Source organism: Pseudoxanthomonas koreensis (assembly GCF_010093225.1).
Taxonomy (GTDB): domain Bacteria; phylum Pseudomonadota; class Gammaproteobacteria; order Xanthomonadales; family Xanthomonadaceae; genus Pseudoxanthomonas; species Pseudoxanthomonas koreensis.
In genome coordinates, this window is record NZ_PDWM01000047.1 from 1 (window position 1) to 20,448 (window position 20,448).

General features: G+C 71.5%; 14 protein-coding genes and 1 tRNA gene. 5 read left to right on the forward strand and 10 right to left on the reverse strand.

The features are described 5' to 3' along the window. Positions 1-114: 114 nt before the first annotated feature. On the reverse strand, positions 115-2,034 hold the full coding sequence (cysN, locus tag CSC64_RS12260) for a sulfate adenylyltransferase subunit CysN (protein WP_162435617.1): 1,920 nt from the start codon (positions 2,032-2,034) through the stop codon (positions 115-117). Further along, the gene (gene cysD / locus CSC64_RS12265) at positions 2,034-2,945 is read right to left on the reverse strand and encodes a sulfate adenylyltransferase subunit CysD (RefSeq protein WP_162435618.1); all 912 of its coding nucleotides are present in this window, start codon (positions 2,943-2,945) and stop codon (positions 2,034-2,036) included. Before cysD ends, cysN begins: the two co-directional genes overlap by 1 nt. 236 nt (positions 2,946-3,181) lie before the next feature. On the opposite strand from cysD, the gene CSC64_RS12270 reads away from it, so the two are divergent. The 4 genes from CSC64_RS12270 to fdhD all read left to right on the forward strand — a co-directional run bounded on the left by CSC64_RS12270 (position 3,182) and on the right by fdhD (position 8,535). Beyond that, the gene (locus CSC64_RS12270; protein ID WP_162435619.1) at positions 3,182-5,044 is read left to right on the forward strand and encodes an assimilatory sulfite reductase (NADPH) flavoprotein subunit; all 1,863 of its coding nucleotides are present in this window, start codon (positions 3,182-3,184) and stop codon (positions 5,042-5,044) included. Positions 5,045-5,092: 48 nt separating this feature from the next. Further along, positions 5,093-6,820, forward strand: a complete 1,728-nt coding sequence (cysI, locus tag CSC64_RS12275; protein WP_162435620.1) for an assimilatory sulfite reductase (NADPH) hemoprotein subunit — start codon at positions 5,093-5,095, stop codon at positions 6,818-6,820. A gap of 33 nt (positions 6,821-6,853) precedes the next feature. Further along, positions 6,854-7,594: a phosphoadenylyl-sulfate reductase gene (locus CSC64_RS12280; RefSeq protein ID WP_162435621.1), complete on the forward strand. Its 741-nt coding sequence runs from the start codon at positions 6,854-6,856 to the stop codon at positions 7,592-7,594. An 89-nt stretch (positions 7,595-7,683) separates the two neighbouring features. Continuing rightward, positions 7,684-8,535, forward strand: a complete 852-nt coding sequence (fdhD, locus tag CSC64_RS12285; protein WP_162435622.1) for a formate dehydrogenase accessory sulfurtransferase FdhD — start codon at positions 7,684-7,686, stop codon at positions 8,533-8,535. A 6-nt stretch (positions 8,536-8,541) separates the two neighbouring features. Here the strand turns inward: fdhD and CSC64_RS12290 are convergent. The 7 genes from CSC64_RS12290 to fdnG form a co-directional block, all read right to left on the reverse strand. Next, positions 8,542-8,637 (reverse strand) — tRNA-Sec (locus CSC64_RS12290). Positions 8,638-8,669: 32 nt separating this feature from the next. Continuing rightward, positions 8,670-10,682: a selenocysteine-specific translation elongation factor gene (gene selB / locus CSC64_RS12295; protein WP_202922366.1), complete on the reverse strand. Its 2,013-nt coding sequence runs from the start codon at positions 10,680-10,682 to the stop codon at positions 8,670-8,672. Then, positions 10,679-12,064 (reverse strand): L-seryl-tRNA(Sec) selenium transferase, encoded by a 1,386-nt coding sequence (gene selA / locus CSC64_RS12300; protein WP_162435623.1) that lies wholly within the window; start codon positions 12,062-12,064, stop codon positions 10,679-10,681. Before selA ends, selB begins: the two co-directional genes overlap by 4 nt. Beyond that, positions 12,064-12,981, reverse strand: coding sequence for a formate dehydrogenase accessory protein FdhE (gene fdhE / locus CSC64_RS12305; RefSeq protein ID WP_162435624.1), 918 nt, complete (start codon positions 12,979-12,981; stop codon positions 12,064-12,066). The genes selA and fdhE overlap by 1 nt, the downstream gene beginning before the upstream one ends. Positions 12,982-13,160: 179 nt before the next feature. Continuing rightward, a complete protein-coding gene (locus CSC64_RS12310) occupies positions 13,161-13,877 on the reverse strand; it encodes a formate dehydrogenase subunit gamma (protein ID WP_162435625.1) in 717 nt (238 codons plus the stop codon). After that, on the reverse strand, positions 13,874-14,908 hold the full coding sequence (gene fdxH / locus CSC64_RS12315) for a formate dehydrogenase subunit beta (RefSeq protein ID WP_162435626.1): 1,035 nt from the start codon (positions 14,906-14,908) through the stop codon (positions 13,874-13,876). The genes CSC64_RS12310 and fdxH overlap by 4 nt, the downstream gene beginning before the upstream one ends. Then, positions 14,905-17,994, reverse strand: coding sequence for a formate dehydrogenase-N subunit alpha (gene fdnG / locus CSC64_RS12320; RefSeq protein WP_484573153.1), 3,090 nt, complete (start codon positions 17,992-17,994; stop codon positions 14,905-14,907). Before fdnG ends, fdxH begins: the two co-directional genes overlap by 4 nt. A 189-nt stretch (positions 17,995-18,183) precedes the next feature. Here fdnG and selD point away from each other — a divergent pair, with 189 nt between their 5' ends. Next, positions 18,184-19,242, forward strand: a complete 1,059-nt coding sequence (gene selD / locus CSC64_RS12325; RefSeq protein ID WP_162435628.1) for a selenide, water dikinase SelD — start codon at positions 18,184-18,186, stop codon at positions 19,240-19,242. 72 nt (positions 19,243-19,314) lie between these two features. Here the strand turns inward: selD and CSC64_RS12330 are convergent, their stop codons facing one another. Next, positions 19,315-20,298 carry a LysR family transcriptional regulator gene (locus CSC64_RS12330; RefSeq protein WP_162435629.1) on the reverse strand — a complete coding sequence of 328 codons (984 nt, stop codon included), beginning with the start codon at positions 20,296-20,298 and terminating at the stop codon, positions 19,315-19,317. Between the last annotated feature and the right edge of the window lie 150 nt (positions 20,299-20,448).

The following is a 20,448-nucleotide window of genomic DNA, read 5'->3' on the forward strand; positions in this document are numbered from 1 at the left end:
CTCCCCCTTGTAGGAGCCCACTTCAGGGGGCGACCCCACGCCGCCCCTCGAAGCCGCGCTGAACGCGGCCGTTCAGGAAAGTCGGGGTATCACCGGTACGGGTGCCAAGGCGCGCTACAGCCAGGACGTACCGCCGGCACTCCAGTCCAGTTCCAGCGCCTGCAGCACCTGCGCCACCTGGGTTTCGAGCGGGGCTGAGGCCGCGTCCAGGTGCACCTCGGGCCGCTCCGGCGCCTCGTACGGCGAGTCGATGCCGGTGAAGTTGGGGATCAGCCCGGCGCGGGCCTTGCGGTACAGGCCCTTCACGTCGCGTGCCTCGGCCACTTCCAGCGGTACGTCGACGAACACCTCGATGAATTCACCCCCGGCGAAGCGCTCGCGCGCCATCCGCCGCTCGGCGCGGAACGGGGAAATGAAGCTGACCAGCACGATCAGCCCGGCGTCGGCCATCAGCCGCGCCACCTCGGCCACGCGGCGGATGTTCTCGACCCGGTCCTCGTCGGTAAAGCCCAGGTCGCGGTTGAGCCCGTGGCGCACGTTGTCGCCGTCGAGCACGAAGGTGTGGTAGCCGAGCGCGTGCAGGCGCTTGTCCACCAGGTTGGCGACGGTCGACTTGCCGGCGCCGGACAGGCCGGTGAACCACAGCACCTTCGGCGCCTGGCCCTTGATCCGCGCGCGCGCGGCCTTGTCCACGTCCAGGTGCTGCCAGTGCACGTTGTCGGCGCGGCGCAGGGCGAAATCCAGGGTGCCGGCGGCGACGGTGTCGTTGCTCTGCCGGTCGATCAGGACGAAGCCGCCCAGCGCGCGGTTCTCCGCGTACGGCGCGAACGCGACCGGTTCCTCCAGGCTGAGGTTGCAGTAGCCCACCTCGTTGAGCTCCAGGCGCTTGGCCGCCAGGTGCTCCTGGGTGTTCACGTCGACCCGGTGCTTGATCTCGCTGATGCTGGCGGCGACGGTGCGCGCGCCGATCTTCAGCCAGTACGGCCGCCCGGGCAGCAGCGCCGCGTCGCTCATCCACAGCACGTGCGCGGCGAACTGGTCAGCGACCGCGGGCGGGTCGCCGGCGGCGGCGATCACGTCGCCGCGGCTGACGTCGATCTCGTCGGCCAGGGTCAGGGTCACCGCCTGCCCGGCGAAGGCGCGCGGCAGGTCGCCATCGGGGCCGAGCACGCGCGCGACCCTGGAGCGGCGCGCCGAGGGCAGGACCACCACCTCGTCGCCCGGTGCCACGTCGCCGCCGGCGATGGTGCCGGCGAAGCCGCGGAAATCCTGGTTGGGCCGGTTCACCCACTGCACCGGCAGGCGCAGGCCGCCGGCCACGGCCGCGCCGCCGGGTTCCACCGCCTCCAGGTGCGGCAGCAGCGCCGGGCCGTCGTACCAGGGCGTATTCGCCGAGGCCTGCAGCAGGTTGTCGCCTTCCAGCGCCGACAGCGGGATCGCCTGCACGTGGGGGATGCCCAGCTGCGCGGCCAGCTCGCGGTAGCCGGCGGCGATGTCGTCGAACACGGCCTGGTCGTAGCCGACCAGGTCCATCTTGTTCACTGCCAGGACCACGTGGGAGATGCCCAGCAGCGAGACGATATAGCTGTGCCGGCGGGTCTGCGCCAGCAGGCCCTTGCGCGCGTCCACCAGCACCACCGCCAGGTCCGCGGTCGACGCGCCGGTGGCCATGTTGCGGGTGTACTGCTCGTGGCCGGGGCAGTCGGCGACGATGAACTTGCGCCGGTCGGTATCGAAGTAACGGTAGGCGACGTCGATGGTGATGCCCTGCTCGCGCTCGGCGGCCAGGCCGTCGAGCAGCAGCGCGTAGTCGATGCGCTCGCCCTGGGTGCCATGGCGGCGGCTGTCGGCCTCCAGCGCCGCCAGCTGGTCGTCGAACAGGCGCTTGCTCTCGTACAGCAGGCGCCCGATCAGGGTGCTCTTGCCGTCGTCCACGCTGCCGCAGGTGATGAAGCGCAGCAGCGGCTTGTCCTCGTGCGCCTTCAGGTAGGCGGCGATGTCGGTGGCGGTGGCGCCCGTCGCGTCGGCGGCCATCAGAAGTACCCCTCCAGCTTCTTCTTCTCCATCGACGCGGTCGGGTCCTGGTCGATGACCCGGCCCTGGCGCTCGGAGCTGGTGGCTACCAGCATCTCGGCGATGATCTTCTCCAGCGAATCGGCCTCCGATTCGATCGCCCCGGTCAGCGGGTAGCAGCCCAGGGTGCGGAAACGGACCTGGCGCAGCCGCGGGACCTCGCCGGGCCGCAGCGGCAGGCGTTCGTCGTCGGCCAGGATCAGCGCGCCGTCGCGCTCCACGACCGCACGTTCGGCGGCGAAGTACAGCGGCACCACCGGGATGTTCTCGCGGTAGATGTACAGCCACACGTCCAGCTCGGTCCAGTTGGACAGCGGGAACACGCGCACGCTCTCGCCCTTGCGGATGCGCGCGTTATACAGGTTCCACAGTTCCGGGCGCTGGCGCTTGGGATCCCAGCGGTGGTTTTCGTTGCGGAACGAGAACACGCGCTCCTTGGCCCGCGACTTCTCCTCGTCGCGGCGCGCGCCGCCGATGGCGGCATCGAACTGCCACAGGTCCAGCGCCTGCTTCAGGCCCTGGGTCTTCATCACGTCGGTGTGGACGGTGGCACCGTGGCTGAACGGGCCGATGTCCTGGGCGATGCCGTCTGGATTGATGTGCACGCGCAGGTCCACGCCGGTCTCGGCGGCGCGGCGGTCGCGGAAGGCGATCATCTCGCGGAACTTCCAGCGCGTGTCCACGTGCAGCAGCGGGATCGGCGGCGGCGCCGGGGCGAAGGCCTTCAGCAGCAGGTGCAGCAGCACCGAACTGTCCTTGCCCACCGAGTACAGCAGCACCGGGTTGCGGAACCCGGCGGCGACCTCGCGCAGGATGTGGATGCTCTCCGCCTCCAGGCGGTCGAGATGGGACAGGCGGTGGGCGGGACTCATTCGGGGCGCTGGTGATCGGGTCGGGCCGGGCACGGCGTGGCGATGGCCGGGGCGGATGCCATGCGCCGCCGCACGGCGGTACGGACGCATGGATCGGGGAACGAGTATTCGGCCAGGGGCCGGGCCGGCGAAATAAGCGCAGAGCATAAGCCAATAACCACAAGCCGTTTCAGCCGCGCTTTGCGAGTTCCTAACATCGGATCCCCGTCGATCCGACGTCGTGCCAGGCCCTCCGCATGTCCGCCGCGTCCCCCGCACTGCCGCCCAGCCCGCTCAACGAGGACCGCAAGATCCTGCTGGCACGGCTGGTCGACGGGCTCGACGGTTCCTCGCTGTGGTGGCTGTCCGGCTACACCGCCGGCCTGGCCCAGGGCCACGCCACGCCGCAGCTGGCGGTGCTGCCCGGCGGCGTCCCTGCCGCGGCCGGCGCGGCCGGGCAACGCCTGACAGTGCTCTACGGCAGCCAGACCGGCAATGCCCGCCGCGAGGCCGAGAAGATCGCCCAGGCTGCCGAGGCCACCGGCCTGGCCGTGCGCCTGGTCCGCACCGATGCCTACGCCACCCGCGAACTGGCGAGCGAGCGCCTGCTCTACCTGGTCATCAGCACCCAGGGCGAAGGCGACCCGCCGGACGACTCGATCGGCTTCACCGAATTCCTGCTGGGCAAGCGCGCACCGAAGCTGCCGGAACTGAAGTTCGCCGTGCTCGGCCTGGGCGACACCAGCTACGCCGAGTTCTGCGGCATCTCGCGCAGGCTGGACGCGCGCCTGGCCGAACTGGGTGCACAGCGCGTGCTCGACGCCGGCCAGGCCGACCTGGACATCGACACCGTCGCCGGCCCCTGGCGCGAGCAGGCGCTGGCCCAGGCCCGTGAACTGCTCAAGGCCGCGCCGGCCACCGCGAACGGCCCTGCCGCGCACCTGGCCACGGTCACCCCGCTGCGTCCGGCCGCGGCCTGGTCGCACGAGCGCCCGTTCCCGGCAGAAGTGCTGGCCAACCAGCGCATCACCGGCCGCGAGTTCCGCAACACCGGCTTCCAGCAGTACCGCGACGGCGGCAAGGACGTGCGCCACCTCGAGCTGTCGCTGGAAGGCTCCGGCCTGGCCTACGAACCCGGCGATGCGCTGGGCATCCGCCACCGCAACCCCGAGGCGCTGGTCGAAGCGGTGCTGCAGGCGACGAAGCTGGACGGCAATGCCGCTGTCACCTCCGGCACCGAGACTCTGCCCCTGCACGAGTGGCTGGCCCCCCGCCGCGAACTGGCCCGGCTGTCGCGTCCGTTCCTGGCCGCGCACGCCGAACGCTCCGGCGCGGCGGCACTGCAGGAGCTGCTCGACCCCACCCAGCCTGCCGGCCTGGCGGCGCTGCTCGCCGACCACCAGCTGGTGGACGTCCTGCGCCGCTGGCCGGCGGCCTGGGACCACGACGCCCTGCTCGCCGCGCTGCGCCCGCAGGCCCAGCGCCTGTACTCGATCGCGTCGAGCCGCAAGCGCGTGGGCGAGGAAGCGCACCTCACCGTCGACGTGCTGCGCTACCAGGCCCACGGCCACGACCACCTCGGCGCGGCCAGCGGCTTCCTCGCCGCGCTGGAGGAAGGCGGCCAGGTGCCGGTCTATATCGAGCCCAACGAGCGCTTCCGCGTTCCGGCCGACGGCACGCGCGACATCATCATGGTCGGCCCCGGCACCGGCGTGGCGCCGTTCCGCGGCTTCGTCCAGGAGCGCGCCGAAACCGGCGCCTCCGGACGCAACTGGCTGTTCTTCGGCGCCCAGCACTTCAATACCGGCTTCCTTTACCAGGTCGAGTGGCAGGACGCCCTGCAGCGCAAGGAACTGCATCGCCTCGACCTGGCCTTCTCCCGCGACCAGGCCCGCAAGGTGTACGTGCAGGACCGCCTGCGCGAGCGCGGCGCCGAGGTCTACGACTGGCTGCAGGGCGGCGCGCACTTCTATGTCTGCGGCGCGATCGCCATGGGCAAGGACGTGCACGCCGCGCTGCTGGACATCGTCGCCGCGCACAACGGTGGCGACCTCGAGGCCGCGGCCGGATACCTCACCTCCCTGCAGACCGAAGGCCGCTACGGCCGCGACGTCTACTGAACCCCGACGCCGCCCGCCCGCGCACCCGACCGGATCAAGCCGAACGCCATGAGCCACCCTTCCGTCGAAGACATCAAGATCAAGAGCCGCGGCCTGCGCGGCACGCTGCTGGAAGGGCTGGCCGACGAGGTCACCGGTTCGCTGTCGTTCGAGGACCAGCGCCTGGTCAAGTTCCACGGCAGCTACCAGCAGGATGACCGCGACATCCGCGACGAGCGCCGCCGGCAGAAGCTCGAGCCGGCGCACCAGTTCATGATCCGGATCCGCGCCCCGGGCGGCGTGTTCACCCCGGAGCAGTGGCTGAAGCTGGACGCGGTCGCCACCACCTGGGCCAACCACTCGCTGCGCGTCACCACCCGCCAGACCTTCCAGTTCCACGGCGTGATCAAGCGCGAGCTGAAGGCGACCATGCAGGCGATCAATGCCGCCGCGCTGGACACCGTCTCGGCCTGCGGCGACGTCAACCGCAACGTGCTCGGCACCAGCAACCCGCTGCAGTCGCGCCTGCACGCGCAGGTGCACGACTGGGCGCAGCGGCTGTCGGAGCGGTTCCTGCCGACGACCCGCGCCTACTACGAGATCTGGCTGGACGAGGAGAAGCTGGCCGACAGCGGCGCCGAGGAGGATCCGGTCTACGGCCAGGTCTACCTGCCACGCAAGTTCAAGATGGCCGTGGCGGTGCCGCCGACCAACGACGTGGACGTGTTCGCCAACGACCTGGGCCTGGTCGCGATCGTCGACGCGGACGGCGGGTTGGCCGGCTTCAACGTCGCCATCGGCGGCGGCATGGGCGCCAGCCATGGCGACGCCAAGACCTACCCGCGGCTGGGCAGCGTGATCGGCTTCGTCACCCCGGACCAGGTGCTGGCCATCGCCGAGGCCGCGGTGACCGTGCAGCGCGACCACGGCGACCGCGTCGAGCGCAAGCACGCGCGCTTCAAGTACACCATCGACGACCTCGGCCTGGACGTGGTGGTGGCGAAGATGCAGGAGCGCGCCGGGTTCGCGCTGCAGCCGGCGCGGCCGTTCGCGTTCGACCACAACGGCGACCGCTTCGGCTGGGTCGAGGGCGAGGACGGCCGCTGGCACCTGACCCTGTCGCTGCCCAGCGGGCGCATCGCCGACCGCCCGGGCCGGCCGCACCTGACCGGTCTGCGCGAGATCGCCAACGTCCACCGCGGCCAGTTCCGGCTTACCGCCAACCAGAACCTGGTCATCGCCGGCGTGCCGGCCGGCGAGCGCAAGCGCATCGACGCGCTGGTCCAGGCGCATGCGCTGGACGGCGAGAACCGCGCGCCGACCGCGCTGGCGCGCACCGCGATGGCCTGCGTGGCGCTGCCGCCCTGCGCCCTGGCCATGGCCGAGGCCGAGCGCTACCTGCCCGACTTCACCGCCAGGCTGCAGCCGCTGCTGGAACGGCACGGCCTGGCCGACGCGCCGATCCTGCTGCGCATCTCCGGCTGCCCCAACGGCTGCTCGCGGCCGTACCTGGGCGAGATCGCGCTGGTCGGCAAGGCGCCGGGCCGCTACAACCTGATGCTCGGCGCCGACCACCGCGGCCAGCGCCTGAACACCCTGTACCGCGAGAACATCACCGAAGCGGAGATCCTCGCCGAGCTCGAACCGCTGTTCGCCCGATATGCGGCCGAGCGCGGCGCCGGCGAAGGCTTCGGCGACTTCCTGCACCGTGCCGGCGTGGTCGCGCTGCCGCCCTATCCCACCCAGGTCCTGGTCGAACCCGCCAGCCGCAAGGCCGCGCTGGGCGCGGCCGCCTGATCGTCCCCGCGCATCCCGCGCACGGAGCCACCGATGAGCCTCACCGCCCCCGCCAACGACGAAACCGCCGCCGCCCCGGCCGTGCCGGCGCGCGACCTGGCCGCGCTCAACGCCTGGCTGGAAACGCTCGATGCGGAACGGCGCGTCGAATGGGCATTGGCCCACGGCGACGGCAATGCCGCGCTGTCCTCCAGCTTCGGCGCGCAGTCGGCGGTGGCCCTGCACCTGCTGGTGCAGCAGAAGCCGGACATCCCGGTGATCCTGGTCGACACCGGCTACCTGTTCCCGGAGACCTACCGCTTCGCCGACGAACTGGTCGCGCGCCTGGACCTCAACCTGCAGGTCTACCGCCCGCTGGTCAGCCGCGCCTGGATGGAGGCGCGCCATGGCCGCCTGTGGGAACAGGGCGTGACCGGCCTGGACGACTACAACCAGCTGCGCAAGGTCGAACCGATGCGCCGCGCACTGGACGAACTCGGCGTCGGCACCTGGTTCACCGGCCTGCGCCGCAGCCAGGCCGCCAGCCGCGCCGGCACCCCGATCGTGCAGCAGCGCGGCCCGCGGCTGAAGGTCAACCCGCTCGCCGACTGGTCCGACCGCGACGTGTGGCAGTACCTGAAGCAGCACGACCTGCCCTACCACCCACTGTGGCACGAAGGCTACGTCTCCATCGGCGACTTCCACACCACCACGCGCTGGGAGCCCGGGATGAAGGACGAGGACACGCGCTTCTTCGGCCTCAAGCGCGAGTGCGGGATCCACGAGGACATCTGAGGGCGGCACCGCCGGCGCGGCGTCGCCGCCAGGTCGACAGAAGCGCTATCGTGCCCGCAGTCCATCGCGCGAGCCGCCGCAGTCCGGCCATGTCCGAGTCCTCATCCCGCCACGGCGAAGACACCGCATCCGCGGTGCCGGGCAGCACGCGCCGCACCGTCGTCCGCCGTCGCGGCGCGGCCACGCGCATGCTCGACGATGCGGTCGCCGAGGAGGTGCCGGTCGCCTTCGTCTACAACGACGCGCCGTTCGCGGTGATGATGGCCACGCCCGGCGACTTCGTGGATTTCGCCACCGGCTTCTCGCTCAGCGAGGGCATCGTCGATTCCGTCGACGAGGTGGCCGTGGAATCGGTGGCCCAACTGGTGGAGGGCTGGGAAGTGCGCCTGCGGATTCCGGAGGCGCGAGCCGCTGCACTGGAACGGCGCCGGCGCAGCCTGAGCGGGCGCAGCGGCTGCGGCATCTGCGGCAGCGAACTGCTGGAAGCGGCGATGCGCTGGCCGCAGCCGGTCGGTGCCGGGATCGCCATCACCGATGCAGCGCTGCACGCGGCCCTGCACGGCCTCAAGGCCGGCCAGCAACTGGCCGGCGCCACCGGCGCGACCCATGCCGCGACCTGGGCCGATGCGCACGGCACGATCGTGCTGCTGCGCGAAGACGTCGGCCGCCACAATGCGCTGGACAAACTGGTCGGGGCGATGGCGCGCGCCGGCATCGACCCGCAGTCCGGCTTCGCCGTGGCCACCAGCCGCGCCAGCTACGAGATGGCGATGAAGGCCGCCAGCGCCGGCATCGGCCTGCTCGCCGCGGTGTCCGCGCCGACCGCGCTGGCGATCACCCTGGCCGAACGCGCCAACCTCACCCTGGTCGGCTTCGCCCGCGAGGACGGTTACGCGGTCTACAGCCACCCCTGGCGGCTGGGCGAAGCAGGATCGCCGTAGCGCAGATGGCGGAAGGAAGTGGGAGTCGAACCCACCCGGGACAGGCTCGCTGCCCCAACCGGATTTGAAGTCCGGCCGCCCCACCGGGGACGCTTTCCTTCCATGCACCGCGCCGGAACACCGCGCGCGGGGATTCAAGTATCGAACAGATCGGCGCGGTGCGGGTTGATCCTGCGCAGGTCGCCCTTGCGCAGGGTCAGGCCGAGGCCGTCGAAGAAGTCGAGGATCTCGATCGCCACCTTGCGCCCGTTGTCCATGCGGTCGCGGAACGCGGCGGCGGCGAACCAGCCGTCGCCGGATGCGGCGGCCACCTCGCGCGCGAGCCCGGCCATCTCGCCGACCACGCTGCGGTCGAAGTAGTGGTCCAGGGCGATGCGGTCGACCCGGCCCAGGCGCTGGGCCAGGCGCAGCACGCGCCGCACCTCGCGCTCGTCGATGCCGAACTCCGTGGCGAAATCGCGCACCCGCGGCGGGCGGAAGCGCTGCGCGCCGAGCAACTGCGGCTGGATCCGCTGCCACAGCGCCTCGTCGTCCGGCGTCATCCGCACTTCGTGCCCCGGCAGGCGCACGAAGGCGCCATCGAGCACGACGCGGCGGGCGTCCGCTTCGTCGTGCAGGAAGGCGAGGAAGGCCTCCTTCGGCAGGCGTGGCTGCAGCGCCAGGCGCAGCTTCTCGCGGCCGAGGCCGGCCAGGTCCGGGCTGGCTTCGTGGAACTGCGCGGGCGTGGTCGCCAGGCCTTCGCGCAGGGTCGCCAGCAGCGCAGGCGAGAGCGCGCAGGTGCCGGCCATCGTGGTGCCGGCGGTGGCGCACAGCTCCGCGCCGGAGGCCGGGTCGAGCGCACGGTCGCGCAGGAAGCCGGGCAGGTCCACCGGCGCGATCGCCGCCATCCGCGCCAGCGCCGCGGCGGGCTGCAGCTCGCGTGCAGCCTCCAGCCAGGCCAGCCGCTGCGGCGTGCCGCGCTTGCGCGAAGGCGCGCGCAGGTCGATGAAACGGCCGCCGCCGAGGCTGCGACTGGCGGAGGTGTCGCGCAGCACGAAGCGGTCGCCGACGGCGGCGGCGATCGGCCGCTCCAGCACCAGTTGGACCAGGCCCGTCTCGCCCGGCCGCAGCTCGCCGGCCAGCGGCACGATCCGCGCGCCGACCTCGACCGCATGGCTGTGCAGCCGCGCCGGGAACCAGGTGGTCACCGGCCGGGTTTCCGAAGGCAGCACCCGCAGCAGCGCATCGATGCGGTCGCCCGGCGCGTGCAGCGCGGGCGACAGGACCACGTCGCCGCGTTCGATCGCATCCCTGGCCACGCCTTCGCCGGCCAGGTTCAGCGCGCAGCGCTGGCCGGCGAACCCGGCCTCGACCTTGCGGTCCTGGGCGTGGATCCCGCGCACGCGCGCGTGCAGGCCGAGTGGGCTGACCACGACCGCGTCGCCGACCGCGACCCGGCCCGAGAGCATCGTCCCGGTGACCACGGTGCCGGCGCCGGCCAGGGTGAAGCTGCGGTCCACCGCCAGCCGGAACGGGCCTGCGGCGGCACGCGGCGCCATCGCCGCTTCCGCGCGGGCCAGGATCGCACGCAGCGCGGCGATGCCTTCGCCGGTGACCGTCGAAACCGGAACCACCGCGGCCTCCGCCAGGCCGGTGCCGGCGAGCGCGGCGCGGACCTGCGCGGTGACGGCCGCGCGCCGGGCGTCGTCGGCCAGGTCGGCCTTGGTCAGCGCGACCGCGCCTTCGTGCACGCCGAGCAGGTCGAGGATCGCCAGGTGTTCAAGCGTCTGCGGCATCACCCCGTCATCGGCGGCGACCACCAGCAGGGCGAAGTCGATGCCGCCGGCGCCGGCGAGCATCGTCCGCACCAGCTTCTCGTGGCCGGGGACGTCGACGAAGCCGGTGATGCGGCCACTGGAAGGGAAATCGTTGCCGGACGCGGCCGCGGATGCGGCGGCATGGCGCGCGCCCTTCGCCCCGCGCGGTGAAGCGTCATCGCGACTCTCCGCAGCCGCCGGCGGCAGGCCCAGGTCGGTGTACGCGAAGCCCAGGTCGAGGGTGATGCCGCGCGCCTTCTCCTCGGCCAGGCGGTCGGCGTCGACGCCGGTGAGCGCCTTCACCAGCGCGGTCTTGCCGTGGTCGATGTGGCCGGCGGTGCCGACGATCACGGCGCCGGCAGCTCCGCCAGGGTCGAGAGCAGCGACTCGTCGTCATCGAGGCAGCGCAGGTCGAGCAGCAGGGCGCCATCGCGGATGCGGCCGATCACCGGCACGGGCAACGCGCGCAGGCACGCGGCCAGCCGGTCCGGTGCATCGCCGCCGGCGCCGGTGATGCGCAGGCCGGTACTGGCGATCGTGTCCACCGGCAGCGCGCCGGAGCCGACCTGGCTGTCGCAGTCGCAGACGGCGACGGTGTAGCCATGCGCCGACAGCAGGGCCTCGACCTGCGGCGCCAGCCGCGCCGCCTGCGCGGCGATGTCGTCGCGCGGACGCGCCAGCAGACGCAGGGTCGGCACGCGCTGCGCGAGCCGGTCCGGGTCGCGGTACAGCCGCAGCGTCGCCTCCAGCGCGGCCAGGCGGATCTTGTCCAGGCGCAGCGCGCGCCGCAGCGGATTGCGGTCGATCGCTTCGACCAGCGCGCGGCGGCCGACGATGAAGCCCGCCTGCGCGCCGCCGAGCAGCTTGTCGCCGGAGAAGGTGACCAGGTCGGCGCCTTCGGCCACCGCCTCGCGCACGGTCGGCTCGCGGCGCAGGCCGAACGCCGACAGGTCCAGCAGCGAACCCGAGCCGAGATCGTTGAGCAGCGGCACGCCGGCGCCGCGCGCGATCGCCGCCAGTTCCGGCGCCGGCACGTCGGCGGTGAAGCCTTCGATCCGGTAGTTGGAGGTGTGCACCTTCAGCAGCAGGCCGGTGTCCGGGCCGAGCGCGGCCTGGTAGTCGCGCGCATGGGTGCGGTTGGTGGTGCCGACCTCGACCAGGCGGGTGCCCGCGCGCTCCATGATCTCCGGCATGCGGAAGGCGCCGCCGATCTCGATCAGTTCGCCGCGCGAGACCACCGCCTCGCGGCCCTGGCCGAAGGTGTTGAGCGCCAGCAGCACCGCTGCGGCGTTGTTGTTGACCACCAGCGCGTCCTCAGCGCCGGTGAGCTCGCGCAGCAGTCCGGCCACGTGGTCGTCGCGGCGGCCGCGGCCGCCGTCGTCGAGGTCGAACTCCAGCGCCAGCGGATGGGCCATCGCCGCGCAGGCGGCGGCGATCGCCTCGTCGGCGAGCAGGGCGCGGCCGAGGTTGGTGTGCAGCACCGTGCCAGAGAGGTTGAGCACCGGGCGCAGGCCGGGCACGGCACCGGCCGCCAGCGCGGCGGCGACGCGGCCGTCGATCTCCCGCGCCAGCGCCACGCCATCACCACCGGCGCGGATCTCGCCGCGGGCGCGCGACAGTTCGGTCCGCAGCGTGGACACGACCCGGGCACGGCCATGTACTTCAGCCAGGGCGCGGCCCGGGTCCGACTGCAGGAAGCGGTCGATCGAGGGCAGCGCGCGGAATCCCTCCATCACCAGCCCACCAGGTACGGATTGAAGCCGCCGCGGCGCACGCCGGCGTCCTTCATCAGCACGTCCAGGCCGAGGCTGCCGACGTCGTCGGCGATGGGGTCGAGGCTCTCGTTCCTCACCTTGTAGAAGATCTTCACCCAGGCGTTGCACTCGCGGCAGGCCTCGGCCTTGACCGTGGCCTCGTCGGTGCCGACCGAGCGGTAGGCCAGGCCGCGGGTCGAGCCGCAGCACAGGCACTTCACCCGCACCTCGTTCCATTGCGTGGCGCAGCCGGCGCAACTGGCGTAGCGCACGTTCTCGATGCCCTGCATGCCCATCACCGAGGAGGTGGCCGGGCGGCCACCGCAGGCCGGGCAGACGCCGGTCGCGACCGGCACCAGGACATCGCCGTCCAGGCCTGCCGCCAGCCGCGCCAGGTGCACCTGCACCGCGGCGGCCACGAACAGGTGCGGCGCGGTGCTGTCGGCGGGGATGTCATCGCCCAGCACGTTGCCGAGCAGCCAGCGGCGGTCGCTGGCGTCGGCCAGCAGCACCGCTTCCAGCGCGGTGCGCGCGGCTTCGGGCATCTCCAGCGCGATGGCGCCGTCGAGCAGCGCCTGCAGGGTGGTGGCCAGCGCCGGGTCATCGAGCAGCGCATGGCGGTCGATCGGCGGCATGTGCGCCTGCGCGGCGCGCGCGGCGGCTTCGGCCGGCACCTGCGTCGGCGGCAGGGTGGCGGCCAGCCGCGCCTGCAGGCGCGAGAGTCCGGCGAGGAAGCGCAGGTAGGGCGCCAGTTCGTGGTTTTCGGCAAGGAAGGCGAAGCGGCGGGCGCGGCCCTGGAACAGCGCGACCGGATCGGGCAGCAGCGCCAGCGGCGGCTTCGGCACGCCGCCGATCAGCAAGGGCTCGGGCTGCGGCTCGTTCGGCTCATCGACCATGGCGTGCGGTTGCCTCGTGCGGCGCGGCCGGTGCGGAAAGGCCCATGAGTGTAACGCGGCGCCCCCGTAGAGCCGGGCTTGCCCGGTTGCTCCCGTGGATATTCCCGCGGATGTCCCTGCGGATGTCCCCGTGGCTGCCCCTCGCGACAACGCAAGGGAGCAGCGGGGCAAGCCCCGCTCTACGGAGCGGGTGGATCCGCGGGCGTCTTTCCCTGGTGCGGGTCGCGCTCGCGCGCGGCCAGCTCGCGCAGCCACTTGCGGTGGTGGCGCCAGGCCCAGCCGCCGGTGACCGTGCCGCGGGTCATCGCCCGCAGCGTGCCGCGGGTCCAGATCGCCGCGTACACGTGCAGCACCAGCAACAGCAGCATCAGCACCGCCGCGACCGCATGGGCCACCAGCGCCACCCGGCGCACCGGGATCGACACCAGGCCGGGGAAGTACTGCTCCCAGATCATCACGCCGCTCGCCAGCAGCACCAGGATCAGCCCGCCCATGCCCCAGAACACCAGCTTCTGCCCGGCGTTGTACTTGCCCAGCTCCGGCAGCGCTTCCTCGTTGCCGGTCAGCACGTCCCTGCCCTGCTTCACCCACTGCGCGTCCTCGGCACGCGGCAGGTTGAGCCGCCACATCTGCACGAACAGGCCGAAGAAGCTCAGCGCCATCACCAGCCCCACGAACGGGTGCAGCCAACGCGCGAACTGGCCGTTGCCGAACAGGTGGGTGAGCCAGTACAGCGAGGGATGGAAGAAGGCCAGCCCGGACAGCAGCAGCACGATCGCGCAGGCGGCGGTGAGCCAGTGGTTGGCGCGGGTGAGCGCACCGTAGCGGCGCACCTCGACCGGCCGCGTGCCGACGATGGCATCGCCCGGGGCCGAATGGTGGCGTTCGGTGCTCATGGCGCGCCTCCGCCCGGATGGCCGTGATCATGGCCGTGATCGCCGGGGTCGCCACCGCCACCGTCCACCAGCGCCTGCGCCTGCGCTTCGTCGTGCGCGGCCACCTCGTTGGCGCGCGCGAACAGGCCGTGCAGCGCCGCGCCGGCGATCGCCACGCCGGCCGCCACCAGGCCGACGGTCTTGGCCGGCCCCTTGAACGCCTCCACCGCCGGCGCGATCCGCGGATCGTCCGGCAGGCCGGCGTACAGCGAGGGCCGGTCGGCATGGTGCAGCACGTACATCACGTGGGTGCCGCCGACGCCCTGCGGGTCGTACAGGCCGGCGTTGCCGTAGCCGCGCGACTTGAGGTCGACGATCCGCTCCTCGGCCAGCGCGACCATGTCCTCCTTCGGCCCGAAGGTGATGCACTGGGTCGGGCAGGCCTTGGCGCAGGCCGGTCCCTGCCCCACCGCGACCCGGTCCGAGCACAGCGTGCACTTCTTCGACACGTGCGCGGTCTTGTGGATGCGCGGGATGTCGAACGGGCAGCCGGCCACGCAGTAGCCGCAGCCGATGCAGTTGTCGGAGATGAAGTCGACGATGCCGTTGGAGTACTGCACGATCGCCCCCGGCGCCGGGCAGGCCTTGAGGCAGCCCGGGTCGGCGCAGTGCATGCAGCCGTCCTTGCGGATCAGCCACTCGAAATCGCCGGTGTCCGGGTTCTGGAACTCGCTGAAGCGCATCAGCGTGAACATTTCCGGGGTCAGGTCGTGCGGATTTTCGTAGACGCCGACGTTCTCCTCGATCTCCGGGTGGGTGTCGTTCCACTCGATGCAGGCCGACTGGCAGGCCTTGCAGCCGATGCACTTGGAGACGTCGATCAGCTTGGCCACGCGGGTGAGCTGGCGCGCCGGCGGCGGCAGGTCGGCGGTCGCCGAGGCGCGGACCACGTCGCTCGGCAGCAGGTTCGAAGGCAGCGGCTGCACCGGCGGGTTCGACGCCGCGGTCAGCGGCTGCGGGGCGCGCGTCTTGTCGGGGCTGGATACGCTCATGCCGGCACCTCCTGGTCCGCCGCCCGTTCGATGTTGACCAGGTAGGCCTTGAACTCGGGCGTCTCGATGTTGGCGTCACCCACGAACGGGCCCAGCGAGTTGGAGCCGAAGCCCTTGCGCGCGGCGCCCTTGAAACCCCAGTGGATCGGGATCCCGACCACGTGCACGGTCCTGCCGTCGCACTGCAGCGGCCGGATCCGCCTGGTCACCACCGCCTTGGCCCAGATCTGCGAGCGCGCGGACCACACCCGCACCCGGTCGCCCTTGGCGATCCCGCGCTCGGCCGCCAGTTCCTCGCTGATCTCGACGAAGAACTCCGGCTGCAGCACCGAGTTGACCCGGTTGTGCTTGGTCCAGTAGTGGAAGTGCTCGGTCAGGCGGTAGGACGTGGCCACGCACGGGAACTCGTCGCTGCTGCCCAGCCCGGCCAGGTCGTCCGGGAAGATCCGCGCCACCGGGTTGCCGCGCATCTTGCGGTTGAACGGGTTCTCCACCGGGCTTTCGAACGGCTCCATGTGGGTCGGGAACGGCCCGTCGCGCATCAGCTTGCGCGAGAACAGCCGGCTGGCGCCCTCGGGGGTCATGATGAACGGCCCGACCTCGTGCGGCTTGGCGGTCACCGCGATGTCGGGGACGTCGGCACCGACCCAGCGCTCGCCGTTCCATTCGATCAGCACGCGGCTGGGATCCCAGGGCTTGCCGTCGAGGTCGCACGAAGCGCGGTTGTACAGCACTCGCCGGTTGGCCGGCCACGCGAACGCCCAGTTCGGGAAAACCCCCATGCCGCCGGGATCGCCGTTGTCGCGCCGCGCCATCATGTTGCCGGCTTCGGTCCAGCTGCCGGCGTAGATCCAGCAGGCGCCATCGGTGGTGCCGTCGTCGCGCATCTGGCCGAAACCCGACAGCTGCTGGCCCTTGCCCACCAGCACCTTGGCCGGATCGGCCGGATCCCGCAGGTCGTCCAGCGCGCGGCCGTTGAGTTCGCGCGCCAGCTCCTCCGACGACGGCTCGTGCGGGTCGGCGTAGTCCCAGGCCAGGTTGAGGACCGGCTCCGGCGCGCGGCCGCCTTCCCTTTCGTACAGCGCGCGGATGCGCTGGTAGAGGCTGGCCATGATCCACACGTCGTTGCGCGCCACGCCCGGCGGCGTGGCCCCGGCCCAGTGCCACTGCAGCGCCCGGCCCGAGCTCACCGTGGAGCCTTCGTCCTCGGCGAAGCAGGTGGTGGGCAGCTCCAGCACTTCGGTCTGGATCGAGGCGGTGTCGACGTCGTTGTAGATGCCGTGGTTTTCCCAGAACGAGGAGGTCTCGGTTTCCAGCGGATCCATGACCACGATCAGCTTCACCTTGGAGAACGCTTCGGTCAGCTTGGTCCGGTTCGGGAACGCCAGCAGCGGGTTGAAGCCCTGGAAGAAGTAGATGTTCACCTCGCCCCGGGTCGCCTTGTCGAACATCCGCATCGCGTCGTACTCGGGGATGTCGAGCTTGGGCAGCCAGTCGTAGCCCCAGCCGTTCTCCGCGGTCGCCCTGTCGCCCCACATCGACTTCATGAAGCTGACCATGAACTTGCGGTAGTTCTGCCAGTAGCTCGTCTGGTTGGGGCGCAGCGGCTTGTTGCCCCGGGTCGACATGTAGGTTTCGAAGTCGGGCTCGCTGTCCTTCGGGATCGCCAGGTAGCCGGGGATCAGGTTCGACATCAGGCCGACGTCGGTGAGCCCCTGGATGTTGGAATGCCCGCGCAGCGCGTTCATGCCGCCGCCGGGCACGCCGATGTTGCCCAGGATCAGCTGCAGCATCGCCATGCCGCGGATGTTCTGCGCGCCCTTGGAGTGCTGGGTCCAGCCGAGCGCGTACATCGAGGCCATGGTCCGGGTCGGCGAGGAGGTTTCGCCGATCATTTCGCAGATCCTGAGGTAGCGGTCCTTCGGCGTGCCGCACAGGTTCTCGACGAACTCCGGGGTGTACGCCTCCACGTGCTGTTTGAGCAGGTTCCACACGCAGCGCGGGTGCTGCAGCGTGGGATCGGTCAGGACGTAGCCGTCGTCGCCGAACTGGTATTCCCAGCTGGACTGGTCGTAGGCGCGCTTGTCCTCGTCATAGCCGGTGAACAGGCCGTCCTGCCAGCCGAAGTCCTCACGCACCAGGAACGAGGCGTTGGTGTAGTGGCGCACGTAGTCCCACTGCACCTTGTCGTTGGCGATACACCAGCGGATCACGCCCATCAGGAAGGCGATGTCCGAACCCGGCCGGATCGGGGCGTAGTAGTCCGCCACCGACGCCGAGCGGTTGAAGCGCGGATCGACCACGATCAGCTTGGCGCCGCGGTGGTGCTTGGCCTCGGTCACCCACTTGAAGCCGCACGGGTGCGCCTCGGCCGCGTTGCCGCCCATGATGATGACAAGGTCTGTGTTGGCGATGTCCGTCCACGAATTGGTCATCGCACCACGGCCGAACGTCGGGCCCAAACTGGACACCGTCGGGCCGTGTCAGACCCTCGCCTGGTTGTCGAAGCCGACGATGCCCAGCGAGCGCACCACCTTCCAGGTCGCCCACGCGGTCTCGTTGGTGGTGGCCGAGGCGGCGAGGAAGCCGGTGGTGGTAAGCCGGTTCACGGTGGTGCCGGCGGCGTTGCGTTCGACCAGGTTGGCGTCGCGGTCGTCCTTCACCGCGCGCGCGATCCGGTCCAGCGCCTCGTCCCAGGAGATGTCCTCGAACCGGTCCGAACCGGGCCGGCGGATCCGCGGCCGGGTCAGGCGGGTGTCGGCCTTGACGTAGGACTTCAGCGCCGCGCCCTTCGGGCACAGCGTGCCGCGGTTGGTCGGGTGGTCGGCATCGCCTTCGATGTGGACCAGCTCGGCCTTCTCGCCGGCGGCCAGGTCGCCGCGCGAATACAGGATGATCCCGCAGGCGACCGAGCAGTAGGTGCAGATGTTGCGGGTTTCGGTGGTGGTGGCGAGCTTGAAGGCGCGGACGTGGGCGGCGGTGGCGGCCTCGGCCGCGCCGAAGCCCATGGCCCCCAGGGTCGTCGCCGCCGCCCCCGCGCCGGCCAGCTTGAGGAAGCTGCGGCGGGTAAGGTCGACGTTCATCATGGCTCCTCTACGGACCTGTCGTCGGATGGGTGCGTGGGGCCGATGGTCGGCCGGTGGCTGCGGGCAGTCAAGGACGCGCGGCTGCGACTTTGGGCGATGCTGCGTCGCCGCATGCCCGCTTCCCGCCGGCGCGGGAACTTCCTAGATTGGAGCCATCGCCCCCATCCGGCGCCTGCAGGAACCCACCCGATGACCGACGCCGTCCCCGAACCCCGCCTCACCTCGCTCGCCCATGGCGGCGGCTGCGGCTGCAAGATCGCCCCGGGCGTGCTGGAGGGCATCCTGCGCGAAGCCGGGCGGATCGCGATGCCGCTGCCGCCGCAGTTGCTGGTCGGGATCGAGACTTCCGACGACGCCGCGGTCTACCAGGTCAACGCGCACCAGGCGATCGTCGCCACCACCGATTTCTTCATGCCGATCGTCGACGACCCGCACGACTTCGGCCGCATCGCCGCCACCAACGCGATCAGCGACGTGTACGCGATGGGCGGCACGCCGCTGTTCGCGCTGGCCCTGCTGGGGATGCCGGTGAACGTGCTGTCGCAGGCGACCATCGGCCGCATCCTCGACGGTGGCGCGCAGGCCTGCCGCACCGCCGGCATCGCGGTCGCCGGCGGCCACAGCATCGATTCGGTGGAACCGATCTACGGGCTGGTGGCGATCGGCTTGCTCGACCCGGCCCACCTCAAGCGCAACAGCGGCGCGCGCCCCGGCGACGTGCTGGTGCTGGGCAAGCCGCTGGGCGTGGGCGTGTTTTCCGCGGCGTTGAAGAAACAGGCGCTGGACGCGTCCGGCTATGCGCAACTGATCGACACCACCACCCGGCTCAACACCCCCGGCCCGGAACTGGCGCGTCTGGACGGCGTGCACGCGATGACCGACGTCACCGGCTTCGGCCTGGCCGGACATGCGCTGGAGGTCGCGCGCGGCTCGGACTGCACGCTGCGCATCGACTGGTCCGCGGTGCCGCTGCTGGCGCAGGCGCGGGAACTGGCTCAGGCCGGCTTCGTCACCGGCGCCTCGGCGCGCAACTGGGCCAGCTACGGTGACCGGATCCGCCTCCCGGAAGCCTTCGGCCCGGTCGAACGCGCCCTGCTCTGCGATCCGCAGACCAGCGGCGGGCTGCTGGTGGCGTGCGCGGCCGATGCGGTGGACGAGGTACTGGCGGTCTTCCATCGCCATGGCTTCGCCGGCGCCAGCGTCATCGGCACGGCAGTCGAAGGCGACGCCGTCCTCCATCTCGACTGAGCGACGGCAGACGGCAGACGGCACACGGCACAGTGGATCGCGGATCCCGCCGTCGCAGAGCGGAGCCGCCACTCAGAGGCTGATCGGCTGGGTCAGCAGCTCCCAGCTCGGCGGCTCGGGCCAGTCCGGCTCCTGGTTGCCGTCGATCACCCGGCGCAGGTCGCGCTTGTCGATCTGCGGGGCAAGCACGTTGACCAGTTCCAGCGCGTAATCGCGCAGCACCCGCTCGCGCGGCAGCACCGCCCAGGCGATGCACTCGCTGATCTCCGGCGGCGCCGGCCAGCCGCGCAGGTCGGTGTCGCCGGTGCTCACCGCCATTTCCGCCAGCAGGCCCACGCCCAGGCCGGCGCGCACGTAGGTCTTGATCAGGTCCGCGTCCAGCGCGGTCAGGGCCAGGTTCGGCTCCAGGCCGGCGCCGGTGAAGGCGCGCTGCAGCGACGACTCCGGGCGCACCGAGGATTCGTAGCTGATCAGCGGGTACTTCGCCAGTTCCTGGATGTCCGGCGCGCGGCCGGCGCGGTCCAGCTCGTGGCCACGCGGCACCAGCGCCAGCCGCCTCCAGCGGTACAGCGGCACGGCGATCCCGCCCTGCGGTTCGCCGCCGGCAGTGCTGACCACGGCCATGTCGGCCTCGCCGCTGCCGAGCAGGTCCAGCGCCGCACCCTCGGTGGACTGCTGCAGGTGCACGCTCACCTGCGGGAACTCGCGCTTGATCCGCGCGATCGCCGGCGGCAGCACGAAGCGGGCCTGGGTATGGGTGGTGGTGATGGTCAGCTGGCCGTGGCTTTCGCGGCGCTGGTTGGCGGCGTAGGCGCGGATGTTGGCGGTCTCGGCCAGGATCACCCGCGCGCGCTCCAGCACCTCCACGCCGGCCGGGGTGATCGCCTCCAGGCTGCGGCCCTTGCGCACGAACAGCAGGAAGCCCAGCTCGTCCTCCAGCTGCTTGAGCTGCTTGGACAGGCCCGGCTGGGTCGCGTGCACGCGCGCCGCGGCCAGGGTGATGTTGAGCCCGGCATCGGCGATGGCAACGAGGTAGCGGAGCTGGGTGAGCGTCATCGGCGGGGCCCGGTGGAACGCGACGGAGGGAGGGCGGCAGGAACCGGGACTGTAAGAGGGAACAACCTCACGATCTTATAACCGGAAGGAATTAACTATGTGCGGCAAGTTATTTCCTCCGGTTATTAGCCGCGTCGTACGGTCCTCGTC